Annotated in this window: 15 protein-coding genes; 6 read left to right on the forward strand and 9 right to left on the reverse strand. The window is 60.2% G+C overall.

From position 1 onward, the window contains the following. Positions 1-107 precede the first annotated feature (107 nt). Entirely contained in the window at positions 108-1685 is a 1578-nt protein-coding gene (locus QQL64_RS15440; protein ID WP_284401261.1) for a GMC family oxidoreductase, read from the forward strand. 204 nt (positions 1686-1889) lie between these two features. After that, positions 1890-3218 (forward strand): serine hydrolase domain-containing protein, encoded by a 1329-nt coding sequence (locus QQL64_RS15445; RefSeq protein WP_284401262.1) that lies wholly within the window; start codon positions 1890-1892, stop codon positions 3216-3218. Positions 3219-3316: 98 nt separating this feature from the next. Here the strand turns inward: QQL64_RS15445 and QQL64_RS15450 are convergent, their stop codons facing one another. From QQL64_RS15450 to QQL64_RS15480, 7 genes are all read right to left on the reverse strand, one after another. After that, the gene (locus QQL64_RS15450; RefSeq protein WP_284401263.1) at positions 3317-4366 is read right to left on the reverse strand and encodes an energy transducer TonB; all 1050 of its coding nucleotides are present in this window, start codon (positions 4364-4366) and stop codon (positions 3317-3319) included. A gap of 360 nt (positions 4367-4726) precedes the next feature. After that, the gene (gene metJ / locus QQL64_RS18225) at positions 4727-5251 is read right to left on the reverse strand and encodes a met regulon transcriptional regulator MetJ (protein ID WP_345782658.1); all 525 of its coding nucleotides are present in this window, start codon (positions 5249-5251) and stop codon (positions 4727-4729) included. Positions 5252-5839: 588 nt separating this feature from the next. After that, entirely contained in the window at positions 5840-6235 is a 396-nt protein-coding gene (gene gcvH / locus QQL64_RS15460; protein WP_284401264.1) for a glycine cleavage system protein GcvH, read from the reverse strand. Between the two features lie 93 nt (positions 6236-6328). Continuing rightward, entirely contained in the window at positions 6329-7429 is a 1101-nt protein-coding gene (gene gcvT, locus QQL64_RS15465; RefSeq protein WP_284401266.1) for a glycine cleavage system aminomethyltransferase GcvT, read from the reverse strand. 93 nt (positions 7430-7522) lie between these two features. Next, a complete protein-coding gene (locus QQL64_RS15470; protein ID WP_284401268.1) occupies positions 7523-8164 on the reverse strand; it encodes an alpha-ketoglutarate-dependent dioxygenase AlkB family protein in 642 nt (213 codons plus the stop codon). Then, entirely contained in the window at positions 8145-8732 is a 588-nt protein-coding gene (locus QQL64_RS15475; RefSeq protein WP_284401269.1) for a class I SAM-dependent methyltransferase, read from the reverse strand. Before QQL64_RS15475 ends, QQL64_RS15470 begins: the two co-directional genes overlap by 20 nt. A 55-nt stretch (positions 8733-8787) precedes the next feature. After that, positions 8788-10188, reverse strand: a complete 1401-nt coding sequence (locus QQL64_RS15480; protein ID WP_284401271.1) for an amidase — start codon at positions 10186-10188, stop codon at positions 8788-8790. A 167-nt stretch (positions 10189-10355) separates the two neighbouring features. On the opposite strand from QQL64_RS15480, the gene QQL64_RS15485 reads away from it, so the two are divergent. The 4 genes from QQL64_RS15485 to QQL64_RS15500 all read left to right on the forward strand — a co-directional run bounded on the left by QQL64_RS15485 (position 10356) and on the right by QQL64_RS15500 (position 15945). After that, positions 10356-11957: an electron transfer flavoprotein-ubiquinone oxidoreductase gene (locus tag QQL64_RS15485; protein WP_284401273.1), complete on the forward strand. Its 1602-nt coding sequence runs from the start codon at positions 10356-10358 to the stop codon at positions 11955-11957. Positions 11958-12048: 91 nt separating this feature from the next. Then, entirely contained in the window at positions 12049-14130 is a 2082-nt protein-coding gene (locus QQL64_RS15490; RefSeq protein ID WP_284401275.1) for a glycosyltransferase, read from the forward strand. Positions 14131-14227: 97 nt separating this feature from the next. Continuing rightward, positions 14228-14974, forward strand: coding sequence for an electron transfer flavoprotein subunit beta/FixA family protein (locus QQL64_RS15495; protein WP_284401277.1), 747 nt, complete (start codon positions 14228-14230; stop codon positions 14972-14974). A gap of 26 nt (positions 14975-15000) precedes the next feature. Continuing rightward, positions 15001-15945: an electron transfer flavoprotein subunit alpha/FixB family protein gene (locus QQL64_RS15500; RefSeq protein WP_284401279.1), complete on the forward strand. Its 945-nt coding sequence runs from the start codon at positions 15001-15003 to the stop codon at positions 15943-15945. 68 nt (positions 15946-16013) lie between these two features. Here the strand turns inward: QQL64_RS15500 and QQL64_RS15505 are convergent, their stop codons facing one another. Beyond that, positions 16014-17180, reverse strand: coding sequence for a DegT/DnrJ/EryC1/StrS family aminotransferase (locus tag QQL64_RS15505; protein ID WP_284401280.1), 1167 nt, complete (start codon positions 17178-17180; stop codon positions 16014-16016). A 392-nt stretch (positions 17181-17572) separates the two neighbouring features. Beyond that, complete coding sequence (locus tag QQL64_RS15510; RefSeq protein ID WP_284401282.1) at positions 17573-18826, reverse strand: sulfotransferase family protein; 1254 nt, start codon at positions 18824-18826, stop codon at positions 17573-17575. Positions 18827-19029: the final 203 nt, after the last annotated feature.

Genomic DNA, 19029 nt, shown 5'->3' on the forward strand with positions numbered 1-19029 from the left:
GCGTCTTTGCGTACGGCAACGGTGGGCGGCAAACTCACTGGCGGCTTCCAGCGTGGGGCGGCGCAAGACTAGCATGCACCCATGACCCCGGTTCTCGAGGAGCTGACGTGGATTACGACTATGTGATCGTCGGTGCCGGCTCGGCCGGATGCGTACTGGCCAATCGCCTCAGCGCACATCCAGGGAAACGCGTACTGCTGTTGGAAGCAGGTGGCTCCGATTGGAATCCGCTGATCCATATGCCCGCCGGCATTGCACGTCTGGCAAAAAATCGGCGTCTCAACTGGAACTACGAGACCGAACCCGAACCGTCCCTGCAAGGACGTCGCCTGTGGTGGCCACGAGGCAAGACGCTGGGCGGCTCCAGCTCGATCAATGCGATGTGTTACGTGCGTGGCGTACCCGCTGATTACGATGCCTGGGCCGACGCCACCGGTGATGCGCGATGGTCGTGGTCGCAGGTGTTGCCGTGGTTCCTGCTCAGCGAAGACAATACGCGCGGTGCGAGTGCGTTGCACGCCACAGGTGGCCCGCTTGGTGTGTCCGATCTGCGCCATCACAACCCGCTTTCCGCTGCCCTGATCGAGGCAGGCACCAGCGCGGGATTTAACCGCAACAACGATTTCAATGGGCCCGATCAAGCTGGCTTCGGTTTCTATCAAGTCACACAACGGGATGGCGCGCGTTGTTCGACAGCCGTGGCTTTTCTGCGACCGGCGCGCGCACGACCCAACCTGCATGTACGCACACATACGCTAGTGGAACGCGTGCTGATCGAACAAGGACGCGCCGTAGGCGTACGGCTGCGACACGCACACCACAGTGAAGACGTACACGCCGGCGAAGTCATCTTGGCGGCGGGTGCGATCAACTCGCCGCAATTGCTGATGCTCTCCGGCATCGGGCCTGCCGATCACCTGCGCGAACAGGGCGTGACGCCTGCGCTCGATCTCCCTGGCGTGGGCGCAGGGCTGCAGGATCATTTGGACATCTGCACCTTGATAGGCAGCACGCAGAACATCACCTACGACCACCTCAACGAACTGGCGGCCGGTTGGCGCTACTTGCGCCATCACGACGGCCCCGGCAGCTCCAATGTGGCCGAGTCGGGCGGTTTTGTGCGCAGCCGATGGGCTACCGACTCTCGGTGCGATATTCAATTCCACTTCGTGCCGGCATTGCTCGACAACCACGGTCGCCATCGCCTGCCCGGTATCGGCTACACGCTTCACGCCTGCTACTTGCATCCCCGCAGCCGCGGACGACTGCGCTTACGCTCAGCCAACCCTGCCGAGCCGATCGCCATCCATGCCGGCTACCTGAGCGATCCGGAGGGCCACGACCTGGCGCGAATGATCGAGGCGGCGAAGCTCTCGCGCGAGATCCTCGCTCAACCGGCCTTCGATCCCTATCGCGGCGACCATGTCTTCCCGGAATCCGAACTGCATGGCGACGCTGCATGGGAAGCCTTCGTTCGCCGCAAGGCAGAAACGATTTATCACCCGGTGGGAACGTGTCGCATGGGCCGGGATGCACATGCCGTGGTGGATAGCGAGCTGCGCGTCCAGGGCGTCACGGCGCTGCGCGTCGTCGATGCCTCGATCATGCCCGCGTTGCCTACCGGCAACACCAATGCGCCGACCATCATGATCGCTGAACGGGCCGCTGCTCTCCTGTTGGCGTGACAACGACGAGTTCGAATGTTTAGCCACTGGACAGGTCACCAGCAATTTAAGTCACACGCTCCGCACGAATGCCATCGCGACTGGTATCCCGGCGTTGTGGCCTTGTCCGAAGTGCAGGACAATCCGGCCATAACCCCACGGATGACCCCCCACACAGCCCCAGGACCGAAGGCGTGTCCTAACGCCAGTAGTACGCGGAGTCGCATGCAGTTTCGTAAGCTTCCCCTGTTGATCGCCGGCTTGCTCGGCGTCACCACCCCTCTGATCGCCGCACCGGTGGCGCAAGCCGCATCTCCCGCCAGCCAGCCCGACCCGGTCGTCCATCCGGCGCGGTACGACGCGACGGATCTCAATGCGACAACCAGCATTCCGCCGGAACGGATCAAGGCGAGCCTGGATGCCTACGCGCACTGGCTGGATGTGGTGGCGCAGCGTAATGAAGTCGCTGGTCTCGCCACGGCCGTTGTGGTCGACGGCAAGGTCGCTTACGAGCGCGAAATCGGTTATGCGGATACCTCTACGCAGGAGCCGATAACGCCCGACACGGTGTTCCGCCTCGCCTCACTTTCGAAAGCGTTCGCGACGGCGCTTACCGGTCTGCTGGTCGACGATGGTCACTTCAGCTGGGACACCAAGCTTGCCGAAGTGCTGCCGTTCTTCCAGCTCAAGGATGCGCAGGCCTCCAGCGAGGTCACGGTGAAGGACATCCTGGGTCAACGCCTGGGACTGCCGCACAACACCTACGACCGCATGCTGGAGGACAACGTCCCGTACGAAGAGCTGGTGCGCAAGCTCGATGAAGTAAGCCTCACCTGCAACGTTGGGCAATGTTACGGCTATCAGAACGTGGCCTTCAGCCTGATCGGCGACCTGATCTATGCGGAGACCGGTGACTTTTTTTATCACCAGGTCGACAAGCGCATCTTCTTCCCGCTGGGTATGACAACGGCCAGCTATGGTCGCGAAGCGCTGGAGAGCAGCAAGAGCTGGGCACGCCCGCATCGTCCCAGCGGAGAACACAGTTGGACGCCGTTCGATCCCAATGACGCGTATTACCGCGTGGCGCCCGCAGCCGGCGTCAACGCCAGCCTGCACGACATGGAGCACTGGCTGATCGCACAGATGGGCGGACGGCCGGATGTGCTGTCCCAGCCGCTGCTGGAGTACTTGCACACACCCGTCGTACCCACGCCAAGCGAAACACACGCCTCGCCGTGGCGGCGCGCCCGACTGACTTCCGCCAGCTACGCCTTGGGCTGGCGCGTGTTCACCTACGCCGGCGAGACCATGGTCTTTCACGCGGGCGAAGTGGAAGGCTACCGCACCATGATCGCCTTCTTCCCGAAATACCATATCGGCATGGTGTCGCTGTGGAACTCGCCCGGCGCCATCGGCACCGACCTGATGCCGATGGTGTTCGACAGCATACTGGGCTTACCGCACGTCGACTGGGCGGGCGTGGAAAGCGAACCGCCCGCAGACAAAGCGTCGCCCGCGAGGCCCCACCACAAGCATCGCTATCGCCGCGACTGACGTCGCCTGCAAGCCTGCTGTCACGACAACGTGCCAAAAGAAAGAGGCGGAGCCGTTATGGCCCCGCCTCTTTTGTTTTCCGCTTTCCGCAGCAGGGACTACTGCGAATTGCTTAGCTTGAACTCGATACGCTTTTGCTGCTGCGATGCGGTAGCCGTGCCATTGCGCAGCGCGGGCGAGAATTTGGCGCGTCGGATGGCGTCGACAGCGGCGTTGTCGAAGACATGCCGCGGCTCGGCATTCACCACCTGGACGCCGCTGACGCTGCCGTCCGCATTCACCGTGTACTGCACATCCACCCAACCTTCCTGGTTGCTGCGTAGCGCCGTGGCCGGATACCGCACGCGAATGCTGCTGACCGGTATGGCATCCCGCGTTTCGCCACCACCTGCCGACGTGTTGTCGCCAGCTCCCTGACTGGTGGCAGCGGTCTGTGCGACCTTGGCCTGTTCGTCCTGCCTGGCTTTCTGTGCGGCCAGCGCCGCCTGTTCCTGTGCCGCCTTGTCGGCAGCGATCTTATCGCTGGCCGCCTTATCTGCCGCAGCCTTGTCGGCCGCTGTCTTCTGCTGTGCGGCAAGATCCTGCTGATGTTGCTGGTCGAGCTGCTTCTGCTGCTCCTCGTCCAGTGTCTTGCGCTGGGCATCGAGCTTGGAGCGCAGGATGGTCAGCGTGTAGTTGGTCGGATCCACCTTCGCCAGCAGATCGATCTCGCGCCCGGCCTCATTGAAGTCGCGCTGATTGATCACCTGCTCCACACCACTGGCCGCGAACGGGAACGTCTCGCGCAAGGCGTCGGCAGCCGTCTGGTTGCCCGGCTGCTTCTGCAACACCTTGAGGTAGAACTCGAAGGCATTATTGCCGGCCGGCGCAAGCACGCGCTGTTCGTTCATCGCCTTGCGCGCTTCGGCCAACAGATCGTTAAGGCTCATCGCCTCGACATTGACCGGCGGTGCCGCCTGCTGAATCTGTGCGACGGGCGTGGACGGATGACCGCCGACGTCCGACAACTCCATGTCCTGGTGAGGCTTGATGATGAAGAACCAGGACGCGATAACCAGACCCGCGACAATGGCAAGAACGGCGATGGTGACGGGCTTGACAGCCCCGCGCGCACGCGAGCGCGCATGACGACTATTTCGGGTATCCATGATCTCTCACTAACTACGTGGCATCAGGTACCCGCGCTTCCCCCCTGTTATCCAGGAGCGGCTTCCCCCAGGTTCGCCGCGGCGCGGATGGAGAGAAGGTAACGCGATTGGGGCGATACAGCAAATGCGGCGTGCTTCACGGCATGGCGTGGAAATTTGCTGCTAGGGGGCTTTGATCTATAGCGAAGGCCGTTATCGGCACTGCCAGCACGGGTCACGAGGGTGCCCGCTTAGATGTTCGATTCCGGAGGCCGGAAACGAAGCGTCCCGGCATGGAAGCCGGGACGAAACGCTTTCGAAGCACCTCCCTGCGCTGGGCACCGCAGGGAGACAATTCCGATAGAACGCTAGTTGTTGTGCTTACTTCTTGGCTTTGGAGGTCTTGGTGGCCTTCACCACCTTGGCAGCCGCGGCTTTCTTGGCAGTGCGCTTGCGCGTTGCCTTCTTCGCGGCCTTCTTTACACCAACGCGCTTGGCGGTGGTCTTCTTCGCGCCTACGCGCTTTGCAGCCTTCTTGGCGGTCTTGCGCACAGTGCGCTTCTTCGCGGTGGCCTTCTTGGCGACCGGCCGCTTCTTGGCGGCGACTTTACGGGTGGTTTTCTTGGCGGCTTTCTTAGCCGATTTCCTAGCAGTTTTCTTGGCAGTGGCCATAGTTCGTCTCAGCTCCTCATCAGTTGGCAGTGGTTGCCCAGTAAAAGCGTGAAGGAACGCCTCAACCAGCAAATCGCTGTTCGTGGCGTGCCTTAAATTGTTCACCTGGCGGTAGGTGCGTAAATCCGAAAGCAGTCGCAGTACGTGCATTGGAATCGAAACAGTGATCTTTCTCACTGCGCTGGCTTTTGCGCCATGTTCGACGTAAGGCTTAATGAATTTCGATGCCGCCATTGGTACCGTTCCCCGTTATATGGTGCGAAAGCTATTCCTGAATATTTCAACTGTCAAATGATTTTCGCCATGAAATCAATCCCTTCGACCCGGAACCCTGCCCGCAACACTCATCTCGAAGGCTTCATGTCAGTTGCAAAAATCAATTCGACGAGCCATCTAAACATCCAAAGCGCTCGCTTCGCGCATTGCCAAAAAAAGCCAAAAACAAGCTAAAAAATGTAATTTTTCTCATTCACGCTGATACACGCAATGTATCAATACAAACATGTTTGCTGCTTGATGCGCGACGCCGTTTCGGTCGCCCGAAGGGGTCAATCCGGAGCATGAACGAATTTAGACTGAAACGCGTCCGGAAGACGTCAAAAGTGGTCCGAAGCATCCCCGAACACCCTCGACGCGCATCCGGGTGACACCTCGCAACGTGCACTCGATGGATCGCCGTCGAGGTATCGCTCGCAGTGTTTGTCATGTGTTTTCACGAAGCGCGCCACAGCAAAATGCACGTCGTCGTCGCATGGGTGCATACGTGAAAACGGTAACGGCCGCATAGGCGGCCGTTACCGGAACAAACGGATCTGAGACCGATCAGTGGTCTTCGTTCTCGATCAGCTCGGCGTACGCATCGGCGTCGAGCAGCTCATCGAGTTCGGCACGATCGCTGGCTTTGACCACGAAGATCCAGCCGTCGCCGTAGGCATCCTCGTTAATCGTTTCGGGCTTGTCGTTGAGGTTTTCGTTGACCTCGACAATCTCGCCGGACACCGGGGAGTAGATGTCCGAAGCGGCCTTGACCGATTCGACCACGGCCGCACCGTTGCCGGCCTGCACATTGCTGCCCACTTCGGGCAGTTCCACGTAGACCAGATCGCCGAGCTGGCCCTGGGCGTGGTCGGAGATACCCACGCGTACCAGGCCGTTGTCTTCGACACGGGCCCACTCGTGGGACTTGAGGAATTTCAGATCGCCGGGAATCTCGCTCATGGTCGGGTCCAGTCGTCGTTAGTTTCGATCAGGGGTGGAGGCGTGGATTCTAACCGCTTCCGCAGCGGCTCAATACCCGCCCAGAATCTTTGCTCAAATCCCTTCGCAGGGTTTGCCGTCGCGCACGAATGGAAACTTGACCACTCGCACCGGCATTTCGCGGCCGCGGATATCGACCCGCACGTCGCCCGATGCGCCGGATGGAATTCGCGCGAAGGCCACCGCCTTGTTCAAGGTCGGCGCGAAGCTGCCGGAAAGAATCTCGCCGTCGCCGCGGTCCGTCAACACTTTCTGGCCATGGCGGAGCACGCCTTTGTCGTCCAGCACCAGGCCGATCATAGTGCGCGGCACACCGGCGGCTTTCTGCGCCTCGAGCGCTTTGCGACCGATGAAGTCGCGGCCTTCGTCCAGCGCGATGGTCCACGCCAAGCCGGCTTCCCACGGCGAGACGCTTTCATCCATGTCCTGGCCGTAAAGATTCATGCCGGCTTCCAGGCGCAACGTGTCGCGCGCGCCGAGCCCGCAAGGTGCGACGCCGGCTGCCACCAGCTCGTTCCAAAAGGTGATGGCCTGTTCGGATAGCACCATGATCTCGAAGCCGTCCTCGCCCGTATAACCGGTGCGTGCGATGAACAGTGGCGCGCCGTGCGGCCCCTGCGCTGCGGCAGCGGCGAAACGGCCCAGCTTCTCGATGCGTGCACGATCCACTTCGTGCAACAGGCCAATCACCTTGGCGCGCGCGTTCGGGCCCTGCACCGCGATCATCGCGAAATCGGGACGTTCCTGCACGGCCACGCCGAATGCTTTCGCCTGCTGCCCGATCCAGGCCAGGTCTTTGGTGCGCGTGGAGGCGTTCACCACCAGACGGAAAAATTCATCACCCAGGAAGTACACGATCAAGTCATCGATCACGCCGCCCTGCTCGTTCAGCATGCACGAGTACAGCGCTTTGCCCTGCACTTTCAACTTGTCGACGCTGTTGGCGAGCAAGTGGCGCAGGAAATCCCGCGTGCGCGCGCCATGTAGGTCGACGACTGTCATGTGCGAGACGTCGAACATGCCAGCGTCACGTCTCACTACATGGTGTTCTTCGATCTGCGATCCATAGTTGATCGGCATGTCCCAGCCGCCGAAATCGACCATGCGCGCGCCGAGCTCGCGATGGGTGGCGTTGAGTACGGTCTTCTCGGTCATTGCGGGGCCTGCCAAGGGTAAGAATAGGAAAGGGGGTCGCGCATTATCGCCACCGCCCAGGATCAATCCAAGCTGCACGGCGTCATGGGCGGGCTATGCCGGCACCTGGATGAGGCGAAAGGTCAGATTGATCCGCGCCGCGGTCACCGCCGGACTCTTCGGCAGATCATGCTGATAGCGACGCTGCGTAGCCCCTGCCATGCATAGCAAGCTACCGTGCGTCAGTCGCAGATCCAGGGTATCTGCAGGCACGGCGCGCGTTCCTTTCGGCAGCCGTCGACGCAAGCGGAAGCGGCGCACAGCACCGAGACTCAACGAAGCGATCACCGGTTGCGACCCCAGCTCGGGCTCGTCATCGCTGTGCCAGCCCATGGAATCGGCGCCATCGCGATAAAGGTTGGCCAGCACGCTATTGAAGCGCACGCCGCAGGATTGCTCCGCGCGTTCGCGCAAGGGAAGCAGCGATGGCGTCCACGGCCTCGGCTCGAAGCGGCTGCGCGAATAGACGTAAGTGGCGCCGGGATCACCGATCCAGCAACTCATCCGCGGCGCTTCCAGCTCGCGACCGAACATGCGAAGGCGGTGACGCTCCCAGGGAATTTCTTTCAGCAGGCACTCGAACAGTGCATCGGCTTCATCGTCGGTCAACCATGACCAGGCACAGCGCACGTCCGCATCGGTGATTGGCAAACGTTGCCAAACGTCGCTGGCGATCTCAGCGCTCGTCGCGGGCATAGGTATAAACCTGCGCCGGCGGCAGATTTCGCCACACCATGCCGACCCGGGTGCAACGCAACCCGAGCTGCTGCTGTACCCGCTTATCCAGCGGACTGCGCCAACCGTAGGTGTACTGCACGAAGACACCGCCGGGGCGCAACACCGCCAGCGCGGCAGAGACGATGTCGTGCTGCAACTCAGGTGGCATCGTCAGCAAACCAAGGCTGCTGAGGATGGCATCTGCGCCTTCCGGTGCCAGCACGCCCGTGCGCTGCGCCAGTTCGTTGACGTGACGCGCATCGGCGCAAAGCACCTGCGCCTGTGGAAATCGGCGTCGAAGAATGGCGTGCATCGTGGCGTTCATTTCCAGCACCAGCAGCTGGGCCGGCGATACGCCATGGTGAAGCAGTGCTTCGGTGATCACGCCGGTACCGCCGCCGAGTTCGATCACACAACTGGCCTTGGCAGGCATGGCCGAAACCATCATGCGCGCCAATGGCCGTCCGGAAGGCAGCACGGAGGCCATCTGCAGCGGATGCTTGATCCACTCCCGAAAAAACGTGAGTTGTTGCGTGTAGGCGGGCATGGGGAGGCCTGATTGTTTCCTACCACTCTACCCGGGTATCCGTAACAAAACGTTGTCACCCGACCAGAACAGGGTAATCCGGCGCCGCATCGAGCGTGGCCGACCACACCTCGGCCAACTCCAGCAAGCGCAGATCCGAACCGCGCGCGCCCACGAGCTGCAAACCGATCGGTAAACCGTCCGGCAGCGTGCCCATCGGAATACTCACCGCCGGGCAGCCGGCCAGATTGGCGAAGCTGGTGAGATCGGCCTGCGAATCGGGCACCGGGCCGTCGAGCGGAAACGCACCCTGTGGCGTGGTGGGTGTGACCAGCACATCGATCTGCGCGAACAATCGGCGCATCTTCAATGCGGCCGCATCGAGCACTCGGTCGGCGGTTGCGTAATCAGCGGCCGTCTTGCTTGCGGCATAGTCCAGCATCTGACGGAAACGCGGTGATACGGGATGCTCTGCATCGGCCAGTTGCGTGGCGAAGGTGCCGAGCATTTCCGCTTCCATGAGCAGCAGACCGGCGCGACGGGCGCGGGCGAAATGCCAATCCTCGAAATCCACCGTACGCCGTTGGCCGAGTTCACGATCGAGCTTTGCGAGCGTCGCCTCGAACACGTCGACGACAGCCGGCTGCACGCCCAATCCAGGCAGATTCGACAGCACACCGCAGCGCAATTTGCCAGGCTCCCAGTCCGGCGGCGCGAGCGCCACACGGCGCCGGCGTGAGCGCGGATCGTCAGCGTCGTAGCCCGCCAACACCTGCAAGAGCACGGTAAGGTCATTCACGCTGCGCGCCAGCAGGCCTACGGTATCCAGCATGCGCGCCGCCGGTATCATGCCGCGGACAGAAATTTCGCCCTGCGTGGGCTTCAATGCGAATACGCCGCAATAGCTGGCGGGAATGCGGATCGAGCCCAGGCTGTCCGAACCGATGGCCGCTACCGCTAACCCCGCCGCTACGGCAGCTGCCGCGCCGCCTGAGGAACCACCCGCGGTGTAGCCGTGACGATGCGGATTGTGTGTCGGCCCGACGTGCGGGTTGTTGGTGACAGCACCCAACGCTCCCTCATCCATATTGGTCTTGCCGATCAGCACCGCGCCCGACGCACGCAGCCGCCCAACGATGTGAGCATCGTGTTCGGCGGGGCGACCAGGTCCAGGCAAGCCGGCGCGCGTCGGCCACCCGGCGATGTCGAAGTTGTCCTTGAGCGCAATGGGAATGCCGTCGAGTCGCCCGATGACACCATCGCGCCGGCGGTGCTCGGCGGTACGCGCCTGCTCGCGCAGCAAGGTCGGACTCACGCCCACATACGCGTTGAGCTGCGGATTGATGCGCTCGATGGCGTCGAGGTAGACCTCGGCCAGCGCCTCCGAATGCACACGCCCCGCGGCTAGCCAATGCAATAGCTGGCAAAGCGTAGCGCGGCGGAGATCGACATCGGCAATCGGCGGTACAGAATTCATGCGCACTCCGGCACAGATCCAGCGCAACTATGGCTACCCCTGGCAAACCGGCCGCGGCAGGCTCCTGTTTGCTGCGCGGTAGGCGAACCCGGAGAATAGCGTCCGGACCGCCTTTGGAACACCACGCGGCCACGGACCCGCACTCACTAGCCCACGATGGAGCTCCCATGACCGAACGCGAAACGATGGAATACGACGTCATCGTCGTCGGTGCAGGGCCGGCTGGGTTGTCATTTGCGATCCGGCTGAAGCAGCTCAAGCCGGAGGTCACCGTGTGTGTGATCGAAAAAGCCTCAACCATCGGCGCGCAGATCCTTTCCGGGGCGGTGATCGAACCACAGCCCTTGGATGCCCTGCTACCTGGCTGGCGCGACAATCCGCCGCCGATCTGCGTACCCGCGGCCGACGACGAGTTCTGGCTACTCAAAAAGACCGGCGGACGCAAACTGCCAGTACCGCCGGGCATGAAAAATCACGGTAATTTCATCGTCTCGCTGGGCGCACTTTGCGCATGGCTGGCGCCGCAAGCCGAGGCGTTGGGGGTGGATGTGTTCCCCGGCTTTGCAGCCGCCGACACCATCTACAACGAAGACGGTTCGGTCGCCGGCGTACGCATCGGCGACATGGGCGTGGCCAAGGACGGTTCGCACAAACCCGGCTACACCCAGGGCATCGATATCAAGGCCAAGGTCACCGTGCTCGCCGAGGGCGCGCGCGGCAGCCTCACCAAGCAACTGATCAAGCGCTTCGCGCTAGATAAGGACAGCGATCCGCAGGGCTACTCCATCGGCATCAAGGAACTGTGGCAAGTGCCGGCCGGACGCGTGACGCCCGGCAAGATCGTGCATAGCTTTGGCTGGCCGGCAGATAGCCACACCTACGGCGGCAGCTTCCTCTACCACCTGGACAAGGATCGCATCGCGCTCGGCTACGTCAGCGGCCTCGATTACAGCGATCCGAACTACCAGCCATGGGAAGCCTTCCAGCAATGGAAGAACCACCCGATGATCAAGCCGCTGCTCGAAGGCGGCACGATTCTTTCCGCGGGCGCGCGCGCCATCGTCACCGGCGGCTATCAATCGCTGCCGAAAATCGACATGCCTGGCGCGCTGCTGATCGGCGACACCGCCGGCCTGCTCAACGTACCCAAGATCAAAGGCACGCACCAGGCCATCCGCAGCGGCATGCTCGCCGCCGAACACCTGGTGGCGAACGATCTGAAGCCAGCCGGCTTTGACGCCAAACTGCGCGGCTCCGAAGTGATGGCGGAGTTGAAAAAAGTGCGCAACATCAAACCCGGCTTCAAGAAAGGGTTGTGGTTCGGCATGTTCAACGCCGCATGGGAAACCCTGGTCGGCGGTGCTTCGCCGTGGACGCTGAAGAACAAAGCCGACTGGTCTTCACTACACAAACTCGGCCAGCAGGAAGAACCCAAGCGCGACTATGTGCAACGCGAGCTGCCGCCCCGCGATCGCCTCGCCGGCGTCTACTTCGCAGCTACCGAACACGACGAAGATCAGCCCATCCATCTTCATGTGGAAGACACTTCGGTCTGCGTGACCCAGTGCGCCCAGGAATATGGCAACCCTTGTACACGTTTCTGCCCGGCCAACGTTTACGAGATCGTCAACGATGAAGCGGGCAAGCGTCTGCAGATCAACGCCGCCAACTGTGTGCACTGCAAGACCTGCGACATCAAGGATCCCTACCAGATCATCAATTGGGTGACGCCGGAAGGTGGTTCGGGTCCCAACTATCAGAATCTTTAAGGCTCGGTACACGCAAAAAAATTATCGGTCCACCTATATCCTGCGCGCAGGATATAGCCCGACGTCGGCACACAGATAGTTCGAGGAATCAATGTCACTCAGCACTTTGCAGTGGCGAGCCAAGCGTTTGCGATACCTGTCACAACGCGTGTTTGGCAGCATGGCTCAGCGCGGTCTTCACGGGACGCTTTCGCGGATATTGCAGGAATTCAAGTCCAATCCGGTCGAAGAAGCTTCTTTAGAACTCGAGACGCTGAATCAGCCGTTTAGTCCTTTCGCTCTGCCCACCAGTGAGACCCCGCGCATCTCCGTCATCATTCCCGCATACGGAAAGCTTGCGTGGACATTGGCCTGCTTACGTTCGATCGGCCGCCATGGCGCTAGCCTGCCGTTCGAGGTCATCGTGGTAGATGACGCATCCCCGGATAACAGCGCATCAACCCTATCGCAAGTTGATGGGCTTCGTCTGTTGCGGAACGAGAGCAATGTCGGCTACATCGGCAGCTGTAACGCAGGTGCCGCCGCGGCACGAGCGCCTTATCTCCTTTTCCTCAACAATGACACCCAGGTTACGCCGCGCTGGCTCGATGCGCTGCTTGAGGCTTACTTGGAAGAGCCGAACTGCGGCATCGTCGGCAGCCAACTCATCTACCCGGACGGAAGACTCCAGGAAGCGGGTGCATTGGTGTATTCCAACGCCGAGGCTTGGAACGCCGGGCGCTTTGAAAAGCGCGACGACCCTAGGTACTTGTACCGCCGCGATGTGGATTATGTGTCCGGCGCGGCGTTGCTGATCGAAAAATCGCTTTTTATCTCAATAGGTGGCTTTGACACGCGATATACGCCGGCCTACTGCGAAGACATGGATCTTGCCTTCGCCGCGCGCGCATCAGGGCGACGTGTCATCTACGAACCCACCAGCATCGTCGTTCATTGCGAAGGGATCACTTCGGGAACGGACATATTGAAAGGCGTCAAGCGATACCAGTCCATCAATCGCGAAAAGTTCATCCGCAAATGGGAGGCCGCACTTCGGCAGCAACCTGCGCCGCGTACTCCGGTAGAACGAGCAATCCATCACGGGCAACGCCATATCTTCGTGATGGACGCACTGACTCCCGATCCCCGCAGGGACGCTGGATCGCTTCAAATGTTCAACATCATGCGTTTGCTCCGAGGCATGGGCTGGCGAGTGACGTTCATGGCGGACAATCGGTTGGCCAGCGCCGACGACATTCGTCTGCTCGGTGCGATTGGCGTAGAGGTACTTTGCAAACCATGGTCGCCGCCGCTCGCTACATGGCTGAAACGCGAGCAGGCCAGCCTCGACGCCGTGATGCTATGCCGTCATTACGTGGCTGACGCCAATCTCCCTCTTATTCGGCAATTGGCACCCCATGCGCGAATTCTGTTCGATACGGTAGATCTACATTTTTTGCGTGAGCGGCGCGCGGCAGCGCATACCGACAACCCCACCCTGGCCCGTCAGGCGAGCGCATCGCAACGCCGTGAGTTTGAGATTATTCGGGCCAGTCACGCCACCTTTGTAGTGAGCACGGTGGAACTTGAATTATTGAAAAATGAGCTGCCTGGTGCCAACGTCATGCTTCTACCCAATATGCATGAGGTCCATGGGCGTCACGGTGAATTCGAGCAAAGGCGAGGCCTCGTCTTTGTTGGCGGTTTCGGACACCCCCCGAACGTCGATGCAGTTCAATGGCTGACCGACGAGATCTATCCCAGAATCCGCACTGCGCGTCCGGACATCGAATTGCATTTGATCGGCCAAATACCGGAAGCAGTACAACGGGAGCTGCAGGGACGTGGCATCGTTGCCCACGGTCGCGTTGAGGATCTCACTCCTTGGATGGATGGCAGCCGTATCGCGCTTGCGCCATTGCGTTACGGCGCGGGCGTCAAGGGCAAGGTCAACACCGCCATGAGCCACGGTTTACCCGTCGTAGGAACCCACATCGCCGCCGAAGGCATGCGGTTGGAGGATGGCGAAAACATTCTCCTCGCTGACGACGCGCAGACATTTGCCGATGCGGTACTGCGTTTGTACGAGGACCGTGCACTTTGGTATCGCCTGTCCGAGGCCGGAATGAACAATATCCGCGACCATTTTTCCTTTGATATCGCCCGTCGCGCCCTTCATTCAGCGCTGGCTTGAGCCAGCCCCCAAGCTTGCACTTCAAACGACCGTTTGCCTGGCGCTACAATGCACCCTTTCGGCTGCTGTAGGTAGCCACCGAAATAGGAACTCGCAGATGAAGATTCTTGTCGGCTACAAGCGTGTCGTGGACTACAACGTCCGCGTCCAAGTCAAACCCGACGGTACGGGCGTGTCGACCGACGGCGTGAAACTTTCCGCAAACCCCTTCGACGATATTGCTCTCGAAGAAGCGCTGCGGCTCCGGGAAAAAGGGCTTGCTACCGAAGTCGTGGTGGTCGGGATCGGCCCAGCAGACCTGACCGCACACTTGCGCAATGGTTTGGCGATGGGTGCTAACCGCGCCATCCACGTGGTCGTTGCGGGCGAAGTACAACCTCTCACGGTCGCTCGCACATTCCTCAAGCTGATCGAGAAGGAGCAACCGGACCTCGTCATTCTTGGCAAACAGGCCATCGATGACGACGCCAGTCAAACCGGCCAGATGTTGGCGGCGCTCTGGGATCGTCCTCAAGCCACCTTTGCGAGCAAGGTGGAAATCGCAGACGGCAAAGCTACCGTTACCCGCGAGGTCGACGCAGGGCTGGAAGTTATCCAGGCGGATCTGCCAGCGGTAATCACCACCGACCTGCGCCTCAACGAGCCGCGCTTTATCAAGCTGCCGGATATCATGAAGGCCAAGTCCAAACCTATCGACACCATCGAGTTAGCGTCGCTGGGCGTTGATGTGCACGACCAGCTCAAGACCACTCACTACGCCGCGCCAGCCAAACGCAGCAAGGGCGTGTTGGTGAAGGACGCAGCCGAACTGGTTGCTACGCTGAAGCAGAAGGGCCTGCTCTAAGCAGCCGACCGGACGAGGAGACACCCGTGAGCAAGATCCTGGTTATCGCCGAACATCTGGGCGGCAAGCTGAACCCTTCCACTGCACGCGCCGTGAGCGCGGCAGCAGCCGTGAAACCCGAAATTATCGACATTCTGGTGCTTGCTGACAGTGTCGAAGCCATTGCCACAGAAGCCGCCAAGATCGATGGTGTGAGCCGCGTGCTGACCATCGCACGTGCCGAGAATGCACATCCGCTGGCGGCCGTGCTGGCGCCGCAGATCGCCAAAGCCGCTGCCGGCTACACCCACGTTTTCGCGCCGTCCACCACCTTCGGTAAGGATGTCGCGCCACGCGTAGCAGCTTTGCTAGGCGTAGCACAGGTCAGCGATGTAATGAGCGTGGATGCTAGCCATACTTTCAAGCGACCTATTTATGCAGGCAACGCAATCATCACGGTAGAAGCCGATGCCGCGCACGCCGTGGTTGCCACCATCCGCACGGCATCCTGGTCGGCTGCGGCCAGCGGCACCCAGAGCGCACCAATCGAAGCATTGAGCCTGGACGTCGCCCTTCCCACACACACCCGCTTTGTCGAACTGAAGCAGGGCAAGAGCGATCGTCCAGATCTGCAGAGCGCCAGCAAAGTGGTGTCCGGCGGTCGTGGTGTGGGCTCAAAGGAGAACTTCGAGATTATCTATAAGTTCGCCGATAAGATCGGCGCCGCCGTGGGCGCCTCACGCGCCGCCGTCGATGCAGGCTATGTGCCTAACGAATTGCAAGTAGGACAGACCGGGAAAATCATCGCACCGGAGCTGTACATGGCCATCGGTATTTCAGGCGCGATCCAGCACCTCACTGGCATCAAGGACGCCGGAACCATCGTCGCTATCAACAAAGATGCCGAGGCGCCGATCTTCGAAGTGGCAGACATTGGCCTGGTCGGTGATCTGTTCAAACTGATTCCGGAGCTAGAGCAGGCGATCGGCTGAGATCAACAAAACCGACGCGATAAAAAAAGCGGCACTCGGATGCCGCTTTTTTTCGCGCCAGTGCTCGATCAACCGTGCAGAATTGATCGGACAGCGTCGACTACGCGCTCAACATCCGCATCTGACAGTGCGGGAGACAGCGGCAAACTTACGGTCTCACGCCCTAACTTCATAGCATTCGGCCATTGCTCCGGCCGCCAGCCGAAGCGCCGCTGGTAGTACGGATGCTCCGGAATAGACAGGTAGTGCACGCCAGTCCCGATCCTCGCCACGTTCATGGCCTCAAGAAAATCGTCGCGCGCAATACCGCAACGCTGCGCGTCGAGCATAACGGTGTAAAGGTGCCGCCCATGGCGTGTTTCCGAGTCGGCCGGTGCCGGCAACCGAATAGGCAGCTGAGCAAAAGCCTGATCGTAGCGCCGCCAAATCTCGTCGCGGTGACGCCAGCTTTCTTCGACGCGAGCGAGCTGATGCAGACCGATCGCGGCCTGCACGTCCATCATGTTGTATTTGAAACCGCACTCCACGACCTGGTAGTGCTTGTAGCCCTTATCACCAAATCGGTGCCAAGCGTCCTTACTCATTCCGTGCAGCGCCAAAACGCGTGCTCTGGCCACTTGCTCCTCACTACGCCCTAGGATCATCCCCCCTTCACCCGTCGTGATGTTCTTTGTGACGTAAAAGCTAAAGCAGCCGAAGTCGCCGAAAGTGCCCAACGGCTGCCCGCGGTATTCGGATTCCACCGCATGCGCGCAATCCTCGATGACCACCAGTCCATATTTGCGAGCGACGGCCATGATCCGGTCCATCGCGCAGGGACGCCCAGCAAAGTGCACGGGCAAGATCGCCCGCGTGCGCGGTGTAATGGCCGCCTCGATCGCGTCTGGATCGATGTTTTGGGTTACGGGATCGACATCGGCCAACACAGGTACCAAACCTGCGTGAAGGATGGCGTTGACGGTGGCGCAGAACGTCAATGGCGTCGTGATGACTTCCGAACCCGGTTCAATGCCGGCCGCCAACATGCTTACATGCAATGCCGCCGTGCAGGAATTGACCGCAGCGGCTCTCTCGTGCTGCACGCCGCGGAAGATCGCAAAGTCCCGCTCGAGTTGCGCAACGCGGGGGCCGGTACCGAGCCAACCGGACCGCAGGCAAGCCACCACCTCGGCGATTTCTGCCTCATCGATTTGGGGAGCGCCGAATACCAGGAATGGTGACCGTGTTTGATCCATGTTCAATCCGTCTTAGTGGAGCGTGGGCAGATTTTGTGTAACCGGGATTGAGGCACAGCTCAGGGAGCCGCCCCAACTGGATCGTAAAACGTTCGGGGCGACCTACCAATCGCAGATCGGTGACCTTTGCTTCTTGCTGATGTCGCAAAACACCTTGTTGAGGGTCGATGAGCGCCTCATCGCTCGAAAATACATCTCAGCGCCCGGTTACTTTGCGCAGACCCAACTTCATCGACCCGATGGCGCTGGTCGGATAGATCGACCTGCCTATCTTCGGTGGGTAGTCAAAGAAAACGGGATCACGCGCAGTCAACTACGCCGCGAGGATTGCTACTAGTTGACGCTTACCCATGCGGTGGCAGCTACCGATCAATGGGTCGTTTACACAAAATCTACGGCACATCCGCATTCCGAAAGGTATTTTTTAGCTTATGCAGACCTGCATCGCCCGCACGACGATGCCAACCGCACCTATGGATCATCCCAATCACAAAGCTACGAAGGCCTGCCCGACGCAGGGTCACATAGAAAGCTAAACCCGCTACCGCTCCCACCAGCCAGACCGCATTCTGAAAGTTCATTTGCCACCACCCGTAGCGCAGCACTCCAGGTGCAGTCGCGACCAGCGCCAACAAGAAATAGCACACCAATATCAGGCCACAACGGTCCAAGCGCTTGCTCAGTTTGCAAACCTTTTCTTGACCAAGCGCATATTCGGTATCGAGCTCGGACATAAATGCCACGCGCCGGTCGAAACGTGCTTTCAAGTCTGCTAGTTCCCCAGGCGATAGCGGACCTTCTTCAAATGGTCGTTGCAACTGTTCGCTCAACCGAATCGCTTGTTCGACGACGGCAGGATTAGTCCTAGGATCAACGGCACAAAAACCATTGGGGACTTCGGAACTGTTGATCCGACGCGCCAATGGCTCGATGCAGGGCGCCATGAACGGTTCGCCCAAAAACTCGAGCACACCCCGAATTGCCCATTCCGGCCGGTGCACCAAGTCGTCGTAGCGCAAGCGGTGCACCACCCGCGGACCCAGCGCGCGTTCGGCTTGTACACATGCCTGAACGGTACGCAGCCAATACTCGTATGCTTGTTGTTCCGTCTTCACAAGCTCCTTGCATGCACTCTGCTTGAAATTCAACATCGAATCTACGACAGAGCGTACGTCTCGTACGATATGCACGAAGCGCGCATGTGGAAACAATAGCGTGAGTCCATAGATGTAGAACGAATACTCGGGTGTGCCGTCGACCCAGCGTGATTTCGGTTCGACATCCGATCGCGAAATGTTGAAAGCCGAATCAACCTGAGCCGGATTCTCTCTAGCAGAACGCTTGCAGTTTTGCTCCTGCCGAGGACGATGCCGATGGATCATGGCATCGATCGCATCGCCGAACGTCTTGAAGAAAGCCTCGCGGTCGACGCCCAGCGCTGTTAGTTGAGAGCGATCCCCGTGCTGGTTGCCGGTTTGATATCGAACACCAGTACCTATAGCGAACTCCCCCATCCACCCGGACTCTTCCTGCGGGAGAATATTGGCATGCTGACCTAGGCACCAGGTAAGGATGCTGGTGCCGGATCGCGGCGAACCGACCACAAAAATCGGCCCTTGATGATGGTTTGCCTCAATTTCAGACACCGATTTGGTCCCCAGAAGTAGGTCAAGTTCCCTGATCGATCCCCCTCGCAGAGAATACCCCTGGTGCCAACCTCCCTGAAGCCGCGCACTTTATTCCCTAGCAAAGCGACATATTGTCAGTTTGGCGCAAGCTTATAGCCTTTCGAAAACACCTAGCAACCTGTTCCAGGACAACGGTCTATTGAATGTTGCCGCGAAGGTAC

Source organism: Dyella lipolytica (assembly GCF_030160075.1).
Classification (GTDB): domain Bacteria; phylum Pseudomonadota; class Gammaproteobacteria; order Xanthomonadales; family Rhodanobacteraceae; genus Dyella_B; species Dyella_B lipolytica.